We start from the raw sequence: 21,313 nt of genomic DNA on the forward strand, positions 1-21,313 counted from the left end.
TCATTTCCTCCGGCGGATCAGGGCGTCAGCGGCGATAGCTCCTTGGCCTTCCGGTAACACCATAATAGGATTGATATCGAGTTCGTCGAGCTTTGAAGCGTTTGAAACGACATAGGATGCCGCTGCGGCGACAGTCCTGGTCAGCGCCGCCACATCGCCCTTCGGGCCGCCGCGGTAGCCGTCCAGCAGTTTCTTGATCTTGAGACTGTCGATCGCCTCCGAAATCGCTTCTTCCGTGGTCGGAAGCGTCAGGATCGCGGAATCATCGAGCAATTCCACGAGGATTCCGCCTGCGCCGATGGTGAGTACCGGGCCGGCAACGGGGTCGCGCATCGCCCCGATGATGAGTTCCGCCACAGGCTTTGCGACCATCTTTTCCACAAGATAACTTGAAGCCACCGCGGCCATCGCGTCGGCGGCGGCGTAGACCTCGTCGCGGCTTGCGAGGTTGAGCTTCACCGCGCCCGCTTCGGTCTTGTGGGCGACGCCGAGGCCCTTGAGCACCACGGGGAAGCCGAGAGCTTCGGCGGTATCTGCCGCTTCCTCGGCCGTGGCGGCCGTTTTTCCCCGAGGCACTTCGACGCCGGATTCCAGGAGTTCGGCCTTGGCTTCCGCCTCGGTCAGCGTAATGGCATCGCCCGCTTCGGCCCGGACCTTGAGGAGGGGCGGCGGGGCAGGTCTTGCCCAGACGGCGCCGATCTCAGCCGCAGTCTCTGCAGCGGCGAGCGCTTCGTCGATACCGAAGAAGGGAACGACACCCGCCGCCATCAGCGAAAGAGCGGTTTCTTCCGGCATGTTTTCGCCGAGGCTCGCGACGATGCCCGCGGCGGCACCGGTTGCGTTTGCCGAGGCGATAACCGCCTGGCAAGTCGTCACCCAGTCGGCGGCGTCGCAACGGTCGAGGCGGGGGAAGTCGAGCACGATCAGGTTCAAGGCATAGCCGCCCTTCATCATCGCAGTGAAGGCGGCCGTCTGCTTGTCACGGTTGCCCCAGACGAAGGTGTGGTAGTCGAGCGGATTGGCGATAGTCACCATCTCGCCGAGACTGTCCTTCAGCGGCTGGCGCTGCTCCTCGCGCAACGCCCGGAAGTTGACCCTGCGCCGAACACCGGCATCCGCCATCAGCGAGGCTTCGCCGCCAGAGCAGCTCATCGAGGAGATGTCGGCGCTGGCAAGAGGCCCGTGCAGGTGCAGGAGCTTCAACGTTTCGAGGAGCTCCGGCAGGGTGTCGACCCGGCCGATGCCGAGGCGGGCAAGCAGTGCCGAGGAGACACGGTCGTTGCCGGCGAGGGAGGCCGTGTGGGAGACTGTCGCAAGCTGGGCGGCTTCCGATTTGCCGACCTTCAGCGTGACGACGGGCTTGCGCAGTTCGCGCGCGCGGGTCGCCAGCCGCTCCAGCGCCTCGATGCTGTCGAAGCCTTCGATGTGGAGGCCGACGGCGGTGACGCGCGGATCTTCGAGCACGGCGCAGGCGATGTCGGAAAGCCCGGTCTGCGCCTGGTTGCCGGCGGTCATGACATAGGCGAGCGGCAGCCCGCGTGTCTGCATCGAGATATTGCAGGCAATGTTCGACGACTGCGTGAGGATCGCGACGCCGCGCTCGACGCGCAGCATGCCATGCTGGTCCGGCCAGAGCAGGGCGCCGTCGAGCATGTTGATGAAGCCGTAGCAATTGGGCCCGACGATCGGCATGTCGCCGGCAGCGGCAACCAACGCCTCCTGCAGATCATTGCCGTCGGCAAGCTCGCTTGCTGCTTCGCGGAAGCCCGAGGCGTAGCAGACGGCGCCGCCGGCGCCGCGTGCGGCGAGGTCGCGGATGATCTCGATCGTCAGTGCCCGGTTGACGCCGACAAAAGAGGCGTCCGGCGCATCCGGCAGGTCTGCCACCGAGCGGTAGCAGCGGCGGCCGAGAATTTCTTCTTCGCGCGGGTGGACCGGCCAGATCTCGCCGGCAAAGCCCATCTTGTCGCATTGTTCGATGACGCGGCGCGCCTCCTTGCCACCGAAGACGGCGATGGAGCGCGGGCGGATCAGCCGGTCGAGAGAGCGGGGAGGGGTGGTCATTGCGCCCTGCACTCCCTCAACGCGGCAGGGCGATGCCCCTCATCCCGCTGCCGCGACCTTCTCCCCGTAACACGGGGAGAAGGGACCTGCCGCCCCCGCGTGCCCGGCCTCACCGACAGGAGAAGCGCGCGCAGCACGGCGTACCCTCTCCCCGCATGCGGGGAGAGGGTTAGGGTGAGGGGCAAATAGCCTAGCCGAAAACCGTACATCATCCCTCAAGCCCCCAGCGGCCGCAGCAGGTCGCGGCTGATGATGTGGCGCTGGATTTCCGAAGTGCCATCCCAGATGCGCTCGACGCGGGCGTCACGCCAGAAGCGGGCGAGCGGCAGGTCGTCCATAAGGCCCATGCCGCCATAGATCTGGATCGCCTCGTCGGTGACGCGCGCCAGCATTTCCGTTGCATAGACCTTGGCAGAGGCGATCTCGCGGTTTGACGGCAGGCCCTGGTCGAGCCGCCAGGCGGCCGACAGCGTCAGAAGGTCGGCGGCGTCGATCTCGGTGATCATGTCGGCGAGCTTGAAGGAGACGCCCTGGTTGGCGCCGATCGGCTTGCCGAACTGCTTGCGTTCGGCCGCATAGGAGAGCGCATAGTCGAAGGCGCGCCGCGCCCGCCCGACCGAGGTGGCGGCGACCGTCAGGCGCGTGGCATAGAGCCATTCATTGGCGATGTCGAAACCCTTGTGCACCTCGCCGAGGATCTGCGAGGAGGGCAGGCGGCAGTCGTCGAAGGTCAGGATGCAGTTCTTGTAGCCGCGATGCGAAACGGAGTTGTAGCCTTCACGGATCTGGAAACCAGGCGTGCCGCGATCGACGAGGAAGCAGGTGATCTTCTTCTTCGGGCCACGCGGTGTCTGCTCCTCGCCGGTGGCGATGAAGACGATGACGAAATCGGCGATGTCGGCGTGGCTGATGAAGTGCTTCGTGCCGTTGACGATCCAGTCGTCGCCGTCCTGCCTGGCGAAGCATTTCATGCCGCGCACGTCGGAGCCAGCGTCCGGCTCGGTCATGGCGAGCGCGTCGAATTTATCGCCCTTGACGGCCGGCAGCAGGTAGCGTTCGCGTTGCTCTTCGTTGCAGGCCATCAGGATGCCGGAGGGGCGGCCGAAAAATACGGTCAAGCCCATCGAGCCACGGCCAAGCTCGCGTTCGACGAGCGTGAAGGTCAGGTGATCGAGCCCGGCACCGCCGACCGCTTCGGGAAAGTTGCAGGCGAAGAAGCCGAGCTCCTTGCACTTGCGGGCAATTTCCTGGCCGAGCTCGCGTGGTACTATACCGGTGCGCTCGACCTCGTTTTCATGCGGATAGATCTCGGTCTCGACGAAGTTGCGGACCGTATCGACGATCATCTGCTGTTCTTCGGTCAGTGCGAAATTCATTGTTCTCCCTCGTATTCTTTTGGTCCGCCTGCCTGGGCCGATCTCCTCATCGGCCCGCGGTGTCTTTGGCATTTTGCCCCTCTCCTCGGGTTTAACCCGAGGACTAGCCCTCTCCCCGCGAGCGGGGAGCGGGGACGTTTGTGCTTTTCGCTCAGCGCTGAGGCCCAGGCGAGCGGCTGCGGCAGATCCCTTCTCCCCGCATGCGGGGAGAAGGTGGCGGCAGCCGGATGAGGGGGCGGCCGCCGCAGCATCTCAGCGCTTCTGCCCCACATGCCGCCCGGCACCTTCCGGTACAGCGAGCTTTGCATGGCCTTCCGCGATCGGCGTCAGCTTCGTGAGCACTTCCGCCGGCGCCGGGACCGACTTGCCGGCCTTGGCGTCGACGTGCAGCATCATCTGTTCGGCGGTCGCGATAACGTCGCCGGACGCGGCATCGTGGATCCTGGTGAAGAAGTGGATCCGTTTCTCGTCTGAGGCGAGAAGCTGGAGCGTCGTGTAAAGCGCCTGGCCGAGCTTGGCTTCACCCAGATGGCGGATATGGGTTTCGACGGTGTAGTAGCTGTGGCCGGCTTCGACATAGGCGAAGTCGACGCCGATCAGACGCAGCAGCGCGTCGGACGTGTCGCCGAAGAGCTGCAGGTAGCGGTGCTCGGTCATGTGACCGTTGTAGTCGACCCAGGCAGCATTGACCTTGGTGTCGAGGAGGCGCAGCGGACCGGAGGCATCATAGCTTTTCGGCTGATCGCCGCCCTTTGCCCAAAGGCGCTTTTCGAAATCGGCGAGCAGTTTGCCAGCGCCCCAGCCTTCGCCGCCATTGCCGGCCTTCAGCGCATGCATGATGCCGACGAGGTTTTCGTCGCGGATGCGTTCGAGTTCGCGGATCGAGCGGCCGGCGGCTTGGGCGTCCGACTGCGCGCCGATCTTCTCGACGAGCGCGTCGTCTAGGTCGACGACATCGGTGAACTTGGTCCAGGGCCATTTCAGGCAGGGGCCGAACTGGGCGAGGAAGTGGCGCATGCCGGCTTCGCCGCCGGCGATGCGATAGGTCTCGAACAGGCCCATCTGCGCCCAGCGCATGCCGAAGGAATAGCGCATGACATTGTCGAGCGTCTCGGTATCGCAGATGTCATCTTGGATCAGCCACAGCGCCTCGCGCCAGAGCGCTTCGAGCAGGCGGTCGCCGACGAAGGCCTCGATCTCCTTGGCGATGACGACGCCCTTCATGCCGATTTCGGCAACGCCTTCTTCCGCCCGCTTGATCGTCGCCGCCGAGGTTTTCTTGCCGCCGACGAGCTCGACCAGCGGCAAGAGATAGACCGGGTTATAGGGGTGCGCCACGAACATGCGTTCGGGGTTTTTCATGTCGGCCTGCAGGTCCGAGGGCAGCAGGCCCGAGGTCGAGGAGCCGATGAGCGCGTCGGGGCGGGCAAATGCGTCGATCTCGGTGATGACGCCGCGCTTCAACTCCAGCCGCTCGGGAACGCTTTCCTGAATCCAATCAACCCCTTCGACCGCCTGCTGGATCGTCTTGCAGAAGGTGAACTTGCCGCGCGGCGGCAGCGGCGCCATGGTCAGCATGCCATAGGCCTTCTCGGCATTGGCCATGACCTCGCCGATGATGCGCTCGGCTTCCGGATGCGGATCGAAGATGTTGACGTCGATGCCGGCAAGCGCGAAACGCGCCGCCCAGGCCCCACCGATGACGCCGCCGCCGACGCAGGCGGCCTTGGTGATGATGCTCATGCCCTCTCCTCGATTCTTTGAAATCTCAATCTGCCCCTCACCCTAACCCTCTCCCCGCAGGCGGGGAGAGGGGACTGGGCGCCTACGATTTGCGTCCTTCTCCCCGTATGTACGGGGAGAAGGTGCCGGCAGGCGGATGAGGGGCCGAACTCGCCTTACCGCTTCTGCAGCTTGAGTTTCTCGCGGACCTCTGCCGGGCCGATGATCTTTGCGCCCATGCCCTCGATGACGGACACCGCCTTTTCGACGAGCTGGCCGTTGGTCGCGAGCTGGCCCTTGCCGATATAGAGGTTGTCTTCCAAGCCGACGCGGACATTGCCGCCGGCAAGGATCGCCGCTGCCGGGTAGGCGAGCGCATTGCGGCCGATCGAGAAGGCAGAGAAGGTCCAATTCGACGGCACGTTGTTGACCATCGCCATAAAGGTGTTGAGGTCGTCGGGCGCGCCCCACGGAATGCCCATGCAGAGCTGGATCAGCACCGGATCCTCGATCAGGCCTTCTTCGACGAGTTGCTTGGCAAACCAGAGATGACCGGTGTCGAAGGCTTCGATCTCGGGGCGGACGCCAAGCGCGGTCATCTGGCGGGCCATCTCGCGCAGCATCGACGGCGTGTTGGTCATCACGTAGTCGCCGAGCGAGAAGTTCATGGTGCCGCAGTCGAGTGTGCAGATTTCCGGCAGGCATTCGGCAACATGGGCGACACGCTCGGTGGCGCCGGCCATGTCAGTGCCCTTCTCATTGACCGGGAGGGGGCTTTCGACATTGCCGAAAACAAGATCCCCACCCATGCCGGCGGTGAGATTCAGCACAATGTCGATGTCGGCGGAACGGATGCGATCGGTCACTTCCTTGTAGAGGTCGAGGCGGCGGGCCGGCGCGCCGGTCTCCGGGTCGCGAACGTGGCAATGGATAATTGCTGCCCCGGCCTTGGCGGCTTCGACCGCGGCTTCGGCGATCTGCTTCGGCGTAATCGGAACGTGGCCGGATTTGGAAACTGTGTCTCCCGAACCGGTGACGGCGCACGTGATGAATACCTCGCGGTTCATGCTGAGCGGCATTGCTGTCTCCCTTTTGTTGGGAGCTATTACGGGCCAGAACGGCTGGTCTTGCTTTTCATTATCGGCCGTATCCTATACATTATCGGCGACAGGAGCAGGAAGTTTCACCATGGATCAGGTTGCTTCGCACGTGCAGCACATCGACTTGCTGGTCCTTCCGGAGACGAACCTGATCCTCGTTGCTTCCGTGATCGAGCCGCTACGCGCCGCCAACCGCATCGCCGGCCGCACACTTTATACCTGGACGATCTTCAGCCCTGACGGCGAAGCGATCGAGACCAAGAGCGGCATTCCCATTCCGGTCTCCGGCCCGTTCCGGCCGCAGCGGGAGACGGCGCCGCTCTTCGTGATTTCGAGCTACAACTGGAAGCGCAGTGCCACTTCGCAACTCAAGATGCTGCTGTCGCAGACGGCGCGGCATCGGGAGGTCATGGCGGGGATCGAATCCGGCTCGTGGCTCCTCGCCGAGACCAGCCTGCTCGACAATTTTTCCGGCACGACGCACTGGGAGGATTTCGAGGATTTCGCCGCCGCCTATCCGCATGTGACCATGGTGCGCGAGCGTTTCGTCATCGACGGCAAGCGGATCACCACCGGCGGCTCGCTGCCGACGCTTGATCTGATGCTCGAACTGATCCGCCGGGCGCATGGTTACTCGCTGGCGCTCGAGGTCTCGCGCCTCTTCATCTACGAGCAGGAGCGCACACGTGGCGACCTGCTGCAGGTGCCGGCAATCGGCAATATGCGCATTCTCGACGCCCGGGTCGGCACGGCGGTCAAGCTGATGGAGGAGACCGTCGAGGCGCCGCTGACGCTGGCACGGCTTGCACGCCGCGCTGGTGTCAGCGCCCGGCATCTGCAGGACCTATTCAAGGACACGATGGGCGTTGCTCCGCACGAGCATTATCTCGCTCTCCGTCTCAATGCCGCGCGCCGAAAGGTGATCGAAACGCGGATGGAGTTCGCCGATATCGCCGCGATCGCCGGCTTCAATTCTTCGTCGTCATTCTCGCGCAGCTACCGCGCGCACTACCGCGAAAGCCCCAGCGAGACGCGCCGGCGGCTGAAGCTCAAGAGCTGATTGAACAGCTTCAGACGGAGAATCGGGCGGCGCCAGATTGGCGATTCGAATCAGCGGCTTGGCGCGATTTCGATAGGCAGCGATTCAGGTTCGCACCGTTCCGGTCTTCATCATCCTGAAGATGGCTTCGCCGGCCTGGGCCCAAAGGGCCTTCCTGGGCCAGACGAGGGTCAGGGATTGTCTGTATCGGGGCGAGAGCCGGATCATTGCGGGCGGGCGATGGACCCGGGCGAGCGAGCTTTCCGGCAATATCGAGAGATAGCCGTGGTGGCTGACGAGATTGATGATGACGGGGATGGAGTCCACTTCGATCAGGATGACGCGCCGCCGTTCGCTTTCGCTGAGCGTATCTTCCAGAAAACGTGTGGCCTCGCGCCTCAGCCCGCTCTTGGCACTCGGCACGGCGATCGGGGATGTGCAGAGCAGGCGGGCGAAGTCGCCGCCCATCTCGGAGAGCGTTGCAGCAGCGCCGGCGAGCGCCAGCGGCGTCTCCGATACGAGCCGGCCGTCGAATTCGTGGGGAAAGTCGGCGACGTCGAGGAGCGCAGCGTCAAAGCGCCGGCTCTTCAGCCCGGCGATGAGTTCGTCTGCCGTCGTGCTCGAAATGAAGAGGTGCTGACGGGGGCGGGAAGCATGCCAGGCGGCCGTCAGCGCTGCCAGCATGCGCGCGATCTCGCTCTCGGGCCCGAGCGGCATCACCGCGCCGAGACGCCATGTCGTCGCGTCGCGGCGAAAGCGGTCGTCCGATGCGCGTGTCAGGCGCCCCCAGCACTGAAGCAGTTTCTCCGCCAGCGGGATGGCGGCGAGCGCTTCCTCGGTGCAGGCCACTCCGTGGTAAGCGCGCTCGAACAGCCGGTATCCGAGATGGCGTTCGAGGTCCGCCATCTGGCGGGTCAGCTGCGGTTGGCCGAGACCGAGCATCCGCGCGACCGAGCGTATGCTGCCGTTGCGGGCGATCTTCACGAAACGGTCGAGCGCAGCCAGGCTGACGGGCGGGATCGGGCCTGCCGCCGGGCTTCCAAGGCGGTTCACGAGAAGCGTTGCGGTGTCGGCCGCTTCCGCTATGTCCGCGGTGCGCGCCTGCGCCTCCAGCGTCGGCACGAGCATGGCGCCCTCGCGGCGAAGCAGCGGAACGGAAATCGTCTGCTCGAAGCGCCGGACGGCGGCGCTGACACTCGACGGCGGGCGGCCGCTCAGCTTTGCCGCGCGCCGTACGCCGCCTTCACGCAGCGTCGCGTCGACAAGGACGATCGTTGCAATATCCACGATATCTACCCGCGCTTCGAACAGGGATGTGGGTCGAGCTGTTCGGATTTCAGCATCATTCGTTCCCAATTTGGGATATACCACGCATCGGCACTGTGCGCATAGCATGCTCGCAAAAGAGGTTTCGTTTCAGCATGCTGCAATCGGTCAAGACCATCGTCCTGTGCGGAAAACCGCTCGACTTCGGGGTGCTCGAAGAGATCGGCTCAGGGCTAGCGCGACCGGTTGCGGATGATAGCGGCATGGAACGGGTCGCCGCTGCCCACAAGGTGGTCGCCGACCGCGTCGCCATGGGCCTGCCGGTCTATGGCTCCAACACTGGCGTCGGGTCGATGAAGGACCGACTGTGGACGGCCGACGACCTCGCCGAATTCAACACGTCGCTCGTCCGCGCCCATCACTTCGGCACCGGCGAATTCTTTGCCGCGCCGGTCATCCGCAAGGCGATCGCCATCCGCATCAACACCGCGATGCGTGGGCATACCGGGTGCAGCCCGGAACTTATCGATGCCTTCGTCGCGCTTCTCGAGCGGGGGATCGTCCCGGCCGTGCGCCGCCACGGCTCGATGGGCTGCGCCGATATCGGCCTGATGGGGCAGGTGGCCTCCGTGTTGACCGGCGTCGGCGAAGCCTATTTTAACGGTCAGCTCATGACGGCGGAATCGGCGCTGAAAGAGGCGGGACTGGCGCCTTTCGTCATGCGGCCGCGCGATGCGCTTGCCGCACTCAGCGTCAATGCAATCTCCTATGCGGCAGCGGGCGACGTCCTGCGTGAGGCGGCCGCGGCGATCCGCGTGCTGCTTGTCACCGGCGTCATGTCGTCGCGCGCACTCGGAGCGTCGGCCGATCCTTGGCTGGTCGCAGCAACGCTTTCGACGCGCGGCGAGGCGCTTGTCGGTTCCTGGCTCTACGGCCAGTCGGGCATCACCGAGTGGCCCTTGCCAACGGCGATACACGATCCGCTGAGCCTCCGCATGACCGCCCAGGTCTTCGGTGCGGTCGTCGACACCCTGCTGGTCGCCGCCGGCCGACTTGTCGAGGCAACCTATCTCTCGGACGACAACCCCGTGGTGCTCGGCGGGCAGGTGCATTCATCCGGCGCGTCCCTGCCGCTGACGACGACGCTCTATATCGAGGCGGCGCAGATCGCCTTTTCGCATGTGGCGCGCAATGTCCTGAACCGCTGCATCCTGCTTTCGAACGGCGGGCGGCGCAACCTCTCGGTCAATCTCGTCGCGCCCGGGGAGGTCGCCACGGGGCTCGGGCCGCTGATGAAGCTGGCCGTCGAGCTCTACATGCGTGTCCAGTCGCTTGCCGTACCCTTGTCCGCGCAGTCGATCGTGGTGGCCGGCGGATTGGAGGAGGAGGCGACCTTCCTGCCGCTGATCGTCGAGCGCATGGAGGCGCAGGTTCGCGACCTCCGGCAGCTTGCAGCGATCGAGGCGATGCTGTCTGCACAAGCCATCGATCTCGTCGGCGACGAACCGAAGGGTGTCGTCAGGCTCGCCTATGACCGCACACGCTCGGTCAGCCCGATCTATCTCAAGGACCGCCCGCTCTCGAAGGAGATCGAAGCGCTGCAGGCGGCATTCACCGACCACGACCTGTTGCGTGCCTTCGTCGAGACGGCGCCGATGCCGGAATTCGACGACTTCTTCGCGCTGGCCAAATGAACTGGCAGAATGAACGGGAAGGAAAAGAGCAATGTCCGATTTCGATCTTGTTCTGAAAGGCACCGTCGTCCTCCCGCATCGCGTCGTCAAAGGTGGGCATGTGGCCGTGCGGGACGGCAAGGTGGTGCATGTCGGGCAGGGCGTGGCGCCTTCGGCACGCAAAAGGCAGGACCTCGGCAAGGCGCTGATTTTGCCCGGCGCGATCGATGCCCAGGTGCATTCGCTGTCGCAGAAGAACCAGGAGGATTTCATCTGGTCGACTCGCTCGGCTGCCGCCGGCGGGGTGACGACGATCGTCGACATGCCCTATGACGAGGGAAATCTCGTTTGCTCGGCGGAAGCAGTCAGGCGCAAGGTCGCCCATGCCGGTCCGCAGGCTCGCGTCGACTTTGCGCTCTACGGCACGATTGATCCCGAAGAGGGGCCGTCGCGGATTGGCGAGATGGTTGAAGCCGGTGTCGCCGCCTTCAAGTTCTCGACTTTCGGAACGGATCCGAAACGTTTTCCTCGAATTCCTGCCGCGCTATTGGAGGAGTGCTTTCGGGCCATTGCCCCGACGGGACTGACCGCCGGCGTTCACAACGAGGATGACGAGGCGGTTCGGGCCGCGATCGACAGGGTCAAGGCTGCCGGCATCAGCGACTATCGGGCCCATGGCCTTTCGCGTCCGCCGCTGACGGAGTTGCTTGCCACCAACCAGATCTATGAGACGGGCGCGGCAACCGGGTGCCCGGCGCATGTGGTGCATTGCTCGCTCGGTCGAGGCTATGAAATCGCCGCCGCCTATCGGGCGCAGGGGCATGCGGCGACGATCGAGTGCTGCATCCATTACCTTACTTTGGACGAGGAGAACGACGTGCGCCGCCTCGGCGGCAAGGCCAAGATCAATCCGCCGATCCGCCCGCGTGCGGAGGTCGAAAAACTCTGGCGGCATGTGGCTGAAGGTAGCGTGACGCTGGTTTCCACCGATCATGTGAGCTGGTCGGAAGATCGCAAGACAAATCCGGACATGCTCGCCAATGCCTCCGGCGTGCCGGGTCTCGAGGCGATGGTGCCGCTTTTCGTCAAGGGTGCGCTGGAGCGCGGCATCCCGCTGACACGGGCCGCCGAGCTGATGGCGCTCAACCCCGCGCGGCACTTCCGCCTCGACCATTGCAAGGGCGCGCTCGAAGCCGGCAAGGACGCCGATATCATCGTCATGACGCCGGAATCCTATGTCTATGATGCGGCCGAAAGCGGCAACAATGTCGTCGGCTGGTCGCCCTACAACGGCATTCGCCTGCCATGGCGGGTTTCCGCCACATATCTGCGCGGGCGGCTTGCTTTTGACGGCCGCCGCGTGCTTGCGGAGCCGGGCACCGGCGCCTTCGTGCGGCCGCTCCCGAGCCTGCCGATCCAGGAGTCGCGGCAATGAGCGCAAGGCGGACCAATCTGCCGGTCGATGCGCGGCGCATCGCCGAAATCGTCAATGGGCTGGCGCGCATTACCGAGCCCGATCGCCCCTATACCCGCCGCGCGTTCACGCCGCTCTTTCTCGAAGGTCGCGCTTTCCTGGAGCAGTGCTTCAAAGCCGCGGGCCTCGACACGAGGATCGATGCGGCTGGCAATCTCATCGGCTGGCGCAAGGGCCGCAAGCCGGCGCTCGGCACGATCATGCTCGGCTCGCATTCCGACACGGTTCCGGAAGGTGGTCGCTTCGACGGGATTGCCGGCGTCGCGGCGGCGCTCGAAGTGGCGCGGTCGCTTTCAGACGCGGGCATCGAGCTCGACCACGATCTGGAGATCGTCGACTTCCTTGCCGAGGAGGTGTCGATCTTCGGCGTCTCCTGCGTCGGCAGCCGCTGCATGGCCGGGCTTGTTCCGGAGGCCTGGCTGAGCCGTGCGCACGACGAGCTGACGCTCCGCGAAGGGATCGTCGAGGCCGGTGGTGATCCTTCCCGTTTGCCTTCGTCGAAGCGCTCCGACGTCAAGGCGTTCCTGGAGCTGCATATCGAGCAGGGACCGGTGCTCGAGGCCGAGCGCCTCGACATCGGCGTGGTGACGGCAATCTCCGGGATCACGCGCATCGAGATCGTCGTCGAGGGACAGGCGGATCATGCGGGAACGACGCCGATGGGGCGCCGTCGCGACGCCCTTGTCGCGGCGTCGCGGCTCGTGCTGGAGATCGAGACGCTGGGCTTTGCCCATGCGGCAGGCGAGGGTCACTTCGCCGCGACCGTCGGCGAATTCGAGATCGAACCCAATGCCGCCAACGTCGTGCCATCGCGGGCGCGGCTTTTGATCGATGCCCGCGCCGAACTGCGGCCGCAGATGGAAGTGTTTATCGCCGAGGTCGAGGTGCTTGCCGTCCGCATCGCCGAGGAGACCGGCGTCGCGATCACTCCGCCGACGCTGATCTCCGACAGTCACCCGACACCCGGCGACCCCTTGGTTCTCGCGACGCTGGAAGCCGCCTGCGGGCGCGTCGGCGCGCGTCACCGGCTGATGGCTTCCGGGGCCGGGCACGACACGGCCTGGATGGGCCGGATAACGAAAGCCGCGATGATCTTCATTCCCTGTCGCGATGGCCGGTCGCACGCGCCCGACGAGTGGGCGGAAAACGACGATATCGCGCTTGGCGCGGCGGTGCTCTTCGAAGCCGTGCGACGGCTCGATGGACAATTGCAGGAGAAGAAATAGATGGGCCGGATACTGACGGAAAAGGATGTCGAGGCGGCGGTCAAGGGCGGTTCCGTCTATGCGGCGGGTGGCGGTGGTTGGGCCGATCACGGACGCATGCTCGGATACGCCGCCGTCTCCATCGGCAAGCCGGAGCTGGTTTCGATCAACGAGCTGGAGCCGGACGATTGGGTGGCGACCGCCGCTGCGATCGGTGCGCCGGCCTCGACTACACCCTGGGAGATGCGCGGTGTCGATTACGTGAAAGCCGTTCAATTGCTGCAGGAGGCGCTCGGCGAAAAGCTCGCCGGCCTGATCATCGGGCAGAACGGCAAATCCTCGACGCTGAATGGCTGGCTGCCCTCGGCGATCCTCGGCACCAAGGTCGTGGATGCCGTCGGCGATATCCGTGCTCATCCGACGGGTGACATGGGATCGATCGGCCTCGCCGGTTCGCCCGAACCGATGATCCAGACCGCGGTCGGGGGAAACCGCGAGGAGAACCGCTATATCGAACTCGTGGTCCGGGGTGCGACGGCCAAGGTGTCGCCGATCCTGAGGACCGCGGCCGATATGTCGGGCGGCTTCATCGCCTCCTGCCGCAATCCGGTGCGTGCGTCCTACGTCAAGGCTAATGCTGCGCTCGGCGGCATCTCCATGGCGCTGACTCTGGGCGAGGCGATTATCGCTGCGGAAGGCAAGGGCGGCAGCGCCGTCATCGACGCGATCGCAAATACCACCAACGGCTCCATTCTCGCCGAGGGAACGATCACCGATAAATCGGTGGTTTATACCAAGGAGGCCTTCGACATCGGCACGGTCACGCTGGGGCAGGGCGATGACTCAACGATACTCCATGTGATGAACGAATACATGGCCGTGCAAACGCTGGACGGTACGCGCCTTGCAACATTCCCGGATGTCATCACCACGCTGTCGCCGGAAGGCGAGCCTTTGAGCGTCGGGCAGTTGCAGGTGGGCATGACGGTCTTTGTGCTGCATGTGCCGAAGAGCGTGATCCCGCTTGCCTCCAGCGTCATTGACCCGACCGTCTATCCGCCCGTCGAAAAGGCGATGGGGATCGAGATTGCACGCTACGCGCTCGCCGGCAAGCGTTGACGGGAGGACGATGTGGCACGCGACGCGGGACTCGAAGAGCTGGTGAGGCAAGACCTTGGCGAGCGGCCGGGGCTTTCGGAAAAGCCGATGTTCGGTGGGTTGGCCTTTCTCCTGAACGGCAATTTGCTCTGTGGCGCCCGCGAGGATGGAATGCTGGCGCGGCTTGGCAAGGGCAACGACGATTGGGCCTTGGCGCTGCCCGGCATCGTGCAGATGGTGATGGGCGAGCGCCGGATGCACGGATGGGTGCGCGCCGGCGCAGAGGCCTATGGCGATGACGCTTTGCGCCGGCGCCTGCTGGATGCGGCGAAAGGCTATGTCGAAACGCTGCCGCCGAAGTGAATGAACGAGGGCGGCGTGGTTCGCCCCTCATCCGCCTGCCGGCACTTTCTCCCCGTAAACGGGGAGAAGGGATATGCCGCGGCCTCCTGGTCCCCTACTATCCCCGCGAGCGGGGAGAGGGCTAGGGTGAGGGGCAAATTCAGCGCCGGCCTAACAAGGGAACGATCACGATGCCGAAGGCCAATCCCCGTCACCCGAATTTTCCGATTCCCGGAGGGCCGGAGTTGCGCGCCAGGGGCTGGCGGCAGGAGGCGCTGCTGCGGCTGCTCGAAAACGTGTTGTCGGTCGGCGAGGATCCGGACAACCTCGTCGTCTACGCCGCCCTGGGCAAGGCCGCGCGCAACTGGCCGTCCCATCGGGCAATCGTCAAGACGCTCATCGAGATGGACGAGGACCAGACGCTGGTCATCCAGTCCGGCAAGCCGGTCGGCCTGTTGAAGACCCATGCCAAGGCACCGCTCGTCATCATGGCCAATTGCAACATCGTCGGCCAATGGGCGAAGGCCGAGGTGTTTTACGAGCTGCAGCGCAAGGGGCTGATCTGCTGGGGCGGGCTAACGGCAGGCGCCTGGCAATATATCGGCAGCCAGGGTGTGATCCAGGGCACCTACGAGATCTTCATGCGAATTGCCGAGCGCCGCTTCGGCGGCGATCTTTCCGGCCGTTTCGTGCTGACCGCGGGTCTCGGCGGCATGGGTGGCGCCCAGCCGCTGGCCGGCCGCATGGCGGGGGCTGCCATCCTCTGCGTCGACATCGACCCTGAGCGGGCGAAGAAGCGCCAGCAGGTCGGCTATCTCCAGGAGATCGCGCCGGACCTCGACACGGCGCTCGCGATGATCGCCGCGGCGGTCAAGGAGAAACGGGCGCTGTCCGTCGGCCTCGTCGGCAACGCCGCGGAAATCTATCCGGAGATCGCCCGGCGCGGCATCGTTCCGGATGTGGTGACAGACCAGACGTCGGCGCATGATCTCGTCTACGGCTATGTGCCGAAGGGCATGAGCCTCGACCAGGTGCGGTCGCTGCGCGAAGACGGGCAGGGCCAGCTGATGGCCGCAAGCCGCGCCTCGATCGTCGAGCACGTGAAGGCCATGCTCGACTTCCAGAAAAAGGGCTCGGAGGTCTTCGACAACGGCAACCTGATCCGCACGCAGGCGCGGGAGGGGGGCGTTGCTGATGCCTTCGACATCCCGATCTTCACCGAAGCCTATCTCCGGCCGCTCTTTGCCCGCGCCATTGGTCCGTTCCGCTGGATGGCCCTTTCCGGCGACGAGAGCGACATCGCCCTGATCGACGACCTGCTCCTCGCAATGTTCCCGGAGAACCGGATCATCACCAACTGGATCCTGCTTGCGCGTCAGCATATTCCCTTCGAAGGCCTGCCGGCACGCATCGCCTGGCTCGGCCACGGCGAACGCACGGCGCTCGCGCGGCGCGTCAACCAACTGGTCGCCAGCGGCGAGCTCAAGGGACCGATCGCCTTCTCACGCGACCATCTCGATGCCGGCGCGATGGCGCATCCGAACATCATGACCGAGCGGATGAAGGACGGGTCGGACGCGATCGCCGACTGGCCACTGCTCGACGCCATGCTGCTCTGCTCCTCGATGGCCGACCTCGTCGTCGTCCATTCGGGCGGGGGCGGTTATGCCGGTTACATGACGAGCTGCGGCGTGACGGTCGTTGCAGACGGCACGAAGGCGGCCGACGAGCGGCTCGACCATGCGCTGACCAACGACACATCGCTCGGAGTCATCCGCTATGCGGACGCGGGCTACGAAGAATCCTTCGATGAGATTGCGGCGAAGGGCATCGGGCATGTGAAGGTGTGAGGGCAGCTGCGATGGGGGATCAGACAACCGTCTCCCCGCCATCGACCACAAGGATCTGCCCGGTCATGTAGGACGACCGGTCGGAGACGAGAAAGAGGATCGACTCGGCGATTTCGTCGACGCTTGCCCAGCGGCCGAGCGGCACTTTCTCACGGATATAGGCCTCGATCGCGCCGCGCCCGCCCATTTGCGCAATGAAGGGCTCGTTGAAGGGCGTGTCCACCCAGCCGGGGCAGAGCGCGTTGACGCGCACGCCGTATTTCGCATAGTCGCCGGCCATCTGGCGGGTCATGGCGATGACGGCGTGCTTCGTCGTCGTGTAGGCGATCATCTCGCGATCGTAGAGCACGCCGGAGGACGAGGACGTGTTGACGATGACACCCCGGCCTGCCGCCTTCATCGACGGCATGACGAGGCGGGCGGCCATGAAATGGGCGCGAACGTTGAGGCTCCAGGAGCGATCGAAACCCGCCACCTCGACCCCTTCGAGATCACCGGCAACCTGGGCGCCAGCGTGGTTGTGCAGGATGTCGATGCGGCCGTGGCGGTAAAGCACGTCGGCGATCCCGTCCGACAGCGCCTGGTCGTCGGTCACGTCGATGGCGAGCGGTTCGGCGCTGCCGCCCTTGCCGGCAATCGCCGCAACGGCCGCTTCCGCGGCCTTCTGGCTGCGGTCGACGACAACCACATGGGCGCCTTCGCGCGCCATGATGGCCGCGCCCGCTTGGCCGATGCCGGAGCCTGCTCCGGTGACGATCGCGACCCGGTCTTTCAGGATCATTGTTTCACTCCCCGGATTTGCTTTTCTTTTCGCCCATCAGAAGGCGCGCGGTCAGGATCAGGAGCAGCGAGGCCGCCAATACCAGGGTCGCGATCGCGTTGATTTCCGGCGTCACGCCGCGCCGTATCGAGGCGAAGACATAGATCGGCAGGGTCGTCTTCGAACCGGCGACGAAGAAGGCAATGATGAAATCGTCGAAGGAGAAGGTGAAGGCGAGCAGGAAGCCGGCAAGGATCGACGGCAGGATCTGCGGCAGCACGATCAGGCGGAAAGTGGTGAGCGGCGTCGCGTAGAGATCGCTCGACGCCTCGACGATATCGCGGCCGAGACTCGCGATCCGCGCCTTGACGATCATCGTCACCAGCGCCATCGAGAAAAGGCCGTGGGCGGCGATGATCGAGCCGTAGCCGAGGCCGAGCTGGGGCGGCTGATCGCCCGGCCAGATCGTCGCCAGCGCCGGATTGACGAAGGAGAACACGGCGACGAGCGCGACCAGCGTAGCAATCCCGATGACGACGCCCGGCACGACGATCGCCGCAGCGAACAAGGCATCGAAGACGGCGCGCGTGCGCGTGCCGAGCCGCTCCATGCCGAGCGCGGCCATCGTGCCGAAGACGGCCGCGAGCGCCGCACTCGTAAAGGCGATCATCAGGCTGTTTTGCAGCGCCGAGACCAGGAACGTGTTGGCGAGGGCCTTGCCGTACCAGGCGGTCGAAAAGCCGGTGAACTCGCTCGCATTGCGGCCGGCGTTGAAGGAGAACAGCACGACCAGCGCGATCGGCGCATAGAGGAAGAGATAGACAGAGGAGATGAAGGCGCGCATCAGACGAGGTCCACCTGTCTTGTGCCGGCGACCTTCCAGGCGATCCGCATCGCCACCATCAGCACCACCACGACGACGGCGACCAGGGTCACGGCGATTGCCGAGCCGAATGGCCAGTTGCGCGACTGGAGGAAGAGATCGACGAGCGCGTTGCCGATGAAGAAGACCTTGCCGCCGCCGAGAAGCTGCGGGATCAGGTACTCGCCGAGCAGCAGGATGGTGACGAGCGCGACGCCGGTCATCACACCGGGTAGCGAAAGCGGCAGGGTGACGCCGAAGAAGGTGGAGACCGGCCTGGCGCCGAGATCGGCGGAAGCCTCCAGCAGCCGGCGGTCGAGTTTTTCGAGGCTCACATAGATCGGCATGATCATCAGCGGCAGGTAGCCATAGACGATGCCGAGGAGGACCGCCCCGGGCGTGTTGAGCATGCGCACGTCCTCGATGCCGATCATCGCGAGCAGATTGGGAATGCCGCGCGAGCCGAGGATATACATCCAGGCGTAAGTGCGCACGAGCAGGCTCGTCCAAAACGGCACGACCACGAGCGAAACGAGGATGAGGCGATAGCGCGGGTTCGCCCTGACGGCGAGATAATAGGCGACGGGATAGGCGACCAGCAGGCAGAGGAGCGCGCCGGCGGGTGCAAGCACCAGCGTGTTCCAGAAGGCGGCCGCCCGCGTCGGCAGTTTGGCGAACTGGGCGAACGTGAAGGCGGCCTGATACCCGCCCTCCGGCGCGCGTTCGCCGAAGGCGAAGACGAGCATGGCGATGAAGGGAAGCACGAGGAAGATGCAAAGCCACGCGGCCGCCGGCGCAACCAGCGCTGCCGTCACCAGGTTTCTCTTCGTGTTCATTGCCGCTTGCATGAAGTTCGGTCCGTTGGAACGCACGTTCAAGATTTGCCCCTCATCCGGCCTGCCGGTCTCCTTCTCCCCGTTTTTTCGGGGAGCAGGAGACTCGCGGCGTCGTCTCCTCTCATCTGGAGCGATGCGGCGAAAGAAAGCGACGAGTGGCACTTCCTTGTCCCCTCTCCCCGCATGCGGGGAGAGGGCTAGGGTGAGGGGCAGGCTTCGAAAATCACGCCGACTTGAAACGCGCCATCAGCTCGGCGCGACCGGGATCGGTCAGCGTCACGGCGGCGCCGAATTCGAGCGGCGTCAGCGCCGCTTCGTCCGGATAGACGATCTTGTTGGAAGTGACCTCGGCCGGCAGCAGCTTCAGAACACGGCTGTCGGTCGTCGGCGCGCCGTTGGCGACGTGCTCCTTGACGGCGTTTTCCGGTGTCATCAGGTAGTTGAGCAACGCATAGCCGGCGGCCTTGTTGGCCGCACTCTTCGGGATTGCGTAGAAATCCGACCAGATCTCGCCGCCATCCTTGCCGAGCAAGAACTGGATTTCCGGCATGTCGCGGTTGAGCTGCGCGCCGTCATTGGTCCAGCACATGGTCATCCAGGCGTCGGTCGCGCGCATCGACGGCTGGTAGTCGCTGTTGATCGCGTAGAGATGCGGTTTCACCTTGATCAGGAGTTCCTCGGCCTTGGCGAGTTCGTCCGGCTTGACGGAGTTGAAGGAAAACCCAAGCGAGACCAGCGCATTGCCGATGGTGGTGAGCTGGTAGTCGTGCACCATGGCGCGGCCGTCCGCCTCGGTCATCGCGACGTCGAAGAACTCCTTCCAACTCGTGACCGGCGTCTTGATCTTGCTGGAGTTCACGGCGATGCCGGTCGTGCCCCAGTTTTTCGGCACGGCATAGGTCTTGCCGTCGACGATGCCCTCGTTGGTGAAGCGCGCGGTCTCGGTCGAGGCGTCGTAGTTCGGCAGTTTCGACAGGTCGAGCTCGTCGATGAGGCCGAGTTTCGCATAGGTCGAGATCGTGTAGTTGGTCGGAACGAAGAGGTCCCAGCCGGTGCCGCCCGCCTGGAGCTTCGCCAGCATTTCCTCGTTCGAGCCGAACACATTGACCTCGACGGCAACGCCGGTAGCGGCCGTAAAGGCCTCGAAGGTCGCGGGGTCGTGGTAGTTCGGCCAGGTCGCGATCGACATCTGCGTACCGAGATCGCCGGCGAAGGCGGTGGAATTGAACAGTCCGGGCTGGCGTGCCAAGACGGCGGTCGCAAGGCCGAGGCCGGTGACGCCGAGGAAGTGGCGGCGCGTGATCGAGCCGCGCTTCAGGCGCATCAGTTCATCGGCAAGCTTGTCGGCAGTGATCGGGGCATTCTCTCTGTACCACTTGGTCATGATGCTGTTCCCTTATCGTTGACGTGCAGTGATGGCAGCAGATCCGGCGGTTGAGGCCGGAAAGACGTGAAGCGCATTGGGGTCGAAGGCGAGTCCGATCCGTTCGCCGGGCTCCGCGAGATCGCGTTCGTTGAGGCTCCGGCGGTCGGCGGTCACCAGGAAGTCGCCGAGGCCATCGACCTCGACGGAATATTCGACCGACGAGCCCAGGAAGATGCGGTGGGTGACTGTGCCTTGAAGCGTCGCCGCGCCATCGCGGACGAGGGTGATCGCCTCCGGGCGGAGCGCAACCATGGCCGCGCCGAGTGTGCCGTTGGCGCTCGCGGGTTTCGGGAGGCCGACGCCGTTCGCCAGCCGGATCGAATTCGCGCCCGCCTCGATGGTCGCGGGGACACGGTTGGTCTTGCCGACGAAGTCGGCGACGAAGAGGCTTGCCGGCCGGTCGTAGATCTCCTGCGGCGGGCCGATCTGGACGATCCGGCCGGTGCTCATGACGCAGACGAGGTCGCTCATCGACAGCGCCTCTTCCTGGTCATGCGTGACAAGGACAAAGGTGATGCCGAGCTCGCGCTGCAGACTCTGGAGCTCGATCTGCATGGCCGTCCGCAGTTTCTTGTCGAGGGCGGCCAGCGGCTCGTCTAGAAGCAGCACCTTGGGCTTGTTGACAATGGCGCGGGCGAGCGCCACGCGCTGCTGCTGGCCGCCGGACATCTCGTGGATGCGGCGCTTGCCGAAGCCGCCGAGGCGAACCATCTCCAGCGCCTCCCGCGCCCGGCGGGCGATTTCCGCGGCGGCGATGCGCGGGCGCATCTGCTTAAGGCCATAGGCGACGTTCTGTTCGACATCGAGATGCGGGAACAGCGCATATTGCTGGAACACCATGTTGACCGGCCGGCGATAGGCGGGCACGCCGTTCATCGGCTGGCCGCCGATATAGACCGTGCCTTCGCTCGGCTGCTCAAAGCCCCCGATCATCCGCAGGCAAGTGGTCTTGCCGCAGCCGGAAGGGCCAAGCAGCGCCACGAAGGCGCCCTTCGGCACCGCGAGGTTGATGTCCGAGACTGCCGTCACGCCGCCATAGCGTTTGGCGACCGAACGGAATTCGATGTCGTTCGTCGAAGCGGATGTCACGTCTGTTCCCTGCGGTTGTTTTTGAAGATGTGGCGTTCCCACAGCGTCGCGCGTCTTATCGGACTCGCGAAGCACGCTGCAGCACCTTGAAATTGCTGCATGTTCTTATCCTTAAATCAGCTGCGATTTAA

General features: G+C 64.7%; 17 protein-coding genes. 7 read left to right on the forward strand and 10 right to left on the reverse strand.

Annotation, left to right across the window (positions count from 1 at the left end; genetic code table 11):
- The 4 genes from QN222_RS11245 to QN222_RS11260 all read right to left on the reverse strand — a co-directional run bounded on the left by QN222_RS11245 (nucleotide 1) and on the right by QN222_RS11260 (nucleotide 6,241).
- Entirely contained in the window at nucleotides 1–2,064 is a 2,064-nt protein-coding gene (locus QN222_RS11245; protein ID WP_283964500.1) for an acetate--CoA ligase family protein, read from the reverse strand.
- A gap of 215 nt (nucleotides 2,065–2,279) precedes the next feature.
- Nucleotides 2,280–3,440: an acyl-CoA dehydrogenase family protein gene (locus QN222_RS11250; protein ID WP_283964499.1), complete on the reverse strand. Its 1,161-nt coding sequence runs from the start codon at nucleotides 3,438–3,440 to the stop codon at nucleotides 2,280–2,282.
- Nucleotides 3,441–3,692: 252 nt separating this feature from the next.
- Nucleotides 3,693–5,183 (reverse strand): carnitine 3-dehydrogenase, encoded by a 1,491-nt coding sequence (locus QN222_RS11255; RefSeq protein ID WP_283964498.1) that lies wholly within the window; start codon nucleotides 5,181–5,183, stop codon nucleotides 3,693–3,695.
- 155 nt (nucleotides 5,184–5,338) lie between these two features.
- Complete coding sequence (locus QN222_RS11260) at nucleotides 5,339–6,241, reverse strand: 3-keto-5-aminohexanoate cleavage protein (protein ID WP_283964497.1); 903 nt, start codon at nucleotides 6,239–6,241, stop codon at nucleotides 5,339–5,341.
- Nucleotides 6,242–6,350: 109 nt separating this feature from the next.
- Between QN222_RS11260 and QN222_RS11265 the strand changes: the two genes are divergently transcribed.
- Entirely contained in the window at nucleotides 6,351–7,322 is a 972-nt protein-coding gene (locus QN222_RS11265) for a GlxA family transcriptional regulator (RefSeq protein WP_283964496.1), read from the forward strand.
- 84 nt (nucleotides 7,323–7,406) lie between these two features.
- Here QN222_RS11265 and QN222_RS11270 read toward each other — a convergent pair whose 3' ends face one another.
- Nucleotides 7,407–8,588, reverse strand: coding sequence for a LysR family transcriptional regulator (locus QN222_RS11270; protein ID WP_283964495.1), 1,182 nt, complete (start codon nucleotides 8,586–8,588; stop codon nucleotides 7,407–7,409).
- 134 nt (nucleotides 8,589–8,722) lie between these two features.
- Between QN222_RS11270 and QN222_RS11275 the strand changes: the two genes are divergently transcribed.
- From QN222_RS11275 to QN222_RS11300, 6 genes are all read left to right on the forward strand, one after another.
- A complete protein-coding gene (locus QN222_RS11275; RefSeq protein ID WP_283964494.1) occupies nucleotides 8,723–10,261 on the forward strand; it encodes an aromatic amino acid lyase in 1,539 nt (512 codons plus the stop codon).
- Nucleotides 10,262–10,292: 31 nt separating this feature from the next.
- Nucleotides 10,293–11,675 (forward strand): dihydroorotase family protein, encoded by a 1,383-nt coding sequence (locus tag QN222_RS11280; RefSeq protein ID WP_283964493.1) that lies wholly within the window; start codon nucleotides 10,293–10,295, stop codon nucleotides 11,673–11,675.
- Nucleotides 11,672–12,940 carry a Zn-dependent hydrolase gene (locus QN222_RS11285; protein ID WP_283964492.1) on the forward strand — a complete coding sequence of 423 codons (1,269 nt, stop codon included), beginning with the start codon at nucleotides 11,672–11,674 and terminating at the stop codon, nucleotides 12,938–12,940. The genes QN222_RS11280 and QN222_RS11285 overlap by 4 nt, the downstream gene beginning before the upstream one ends.
- Entirely contained in the window at nucleotides 12,941–14,038 is a 1,098-nt protein-coding gene (locus tag QN222_RS11290) for a DUF917 domain-containing protein (protein ID WP_283964491.1), read from the forward strand.
- Nucleotides 14,039–14,050: 12 nt separating this feature from the next.
- Nucleotides 14,051–14,380 (forward strand): TfoX/Sxy family protein, encoded by a 330-nt coding sequence (locus QN222_RS11295; RefSeq protein ID WP_283964490.1) that lies wholly within the window; start codon nucleotides 14,051–14,053, stop codon nucleotides 14,378–14,380.
- 170 nt (nucleotides 14,381–14,550) lie between these two features.
- A complete protein-coding gene (locus QN222_RS11300; RefSeq protein ID WP_284005432.1) occupies nucleotides 14,551–16,209 on the forward strand; it encodes a urocanate hydratase in 1,659 nt (552 codons plus the stop codon).
- A 19-nt stretch (nucleotides 16,210–16,228) separates the two neighbouring features.
- Here the strand turns inward: QN222_RS11300 and QN222_RS11305 are convergent, their stop codons facing one another.
- From QN222_RS11305 to QN222_RS11325, 5 genes are all read right to left on the reverse strand, one after another.
- A complete protein-coding gene (locus tag QN222_RS11305) occupies nucleotides 16,229–16,990 on the reverse strand; it encodes an SDR family oxidoreductase (protein ID WP_283965959.1) in 762 nt (253 codons plus the stop codon).
- Between the two features lie 4 nt (nucleotides 16,991–16,994).
- Nucleotides 16,995–17,813: an ABC transporter permease gene (locus QN222_RS11310; protein WP_283965960.1), complete on the reverse strand. Its 819-nt coding sequence runs from the start codon at nucleotides 17,811–17,813 to the stop codon at nucleotides 16,995–16,997.
- Nucleotides 17,813–18,679, reverse strand: coding sequence for an ABC transporter permease (locus tag QN222_RS11315; protein WP_284005442.1), 867 nt, complete (start codon nucleotides 18,677–18,679; stop codon nucleotides 17,813–17,815). The genes QN222_RS11310 and QN222_RS11315 overlap by 1 nt, the downstream gene beginning before the upstream one ends.
- Before the next feature lie 211 nt (nucleotides 18,680–18,890).
- The gene (locus QN222_RS11320; RefSeq protein WP_283964657.1) at nucleotides 18,891–20,051 is read right to left on the reverse strand and encodes a spermidine/putrescine ABC transporter substrate-binding protein; all 1,161 of its coding nucleotides are present in this window, start codon (nucleotides 20,049–20,051) and stop codon (nucleotides 18,891–18,893) included.
- 12 nt (nucleotides 20,052–20,063) lie between these two features.
- Nucleotides 20,064–21,182, reverse strand: a complete 1,119-nt coding sequence (locus QN222_RS11325; protein ID WP_283964658.1) for an ABC transporter ATP-binding protein — start codon at nucleotides 21,180–21,182, stop codon at nucleotides 20,064–20,066.
- Nucleotides 21,183–21,313: the final 131 nt, after the last annotated feature.

This window comes from Sinorhizobium sp. 6-70, from assembly GCF_030124375.1.
Classification (GTDB): Bacteria; Pseudomonadota; Alphaproteobacteria; order Rhizobiales; family Rhizobiaceae; genus Sinorhizobium.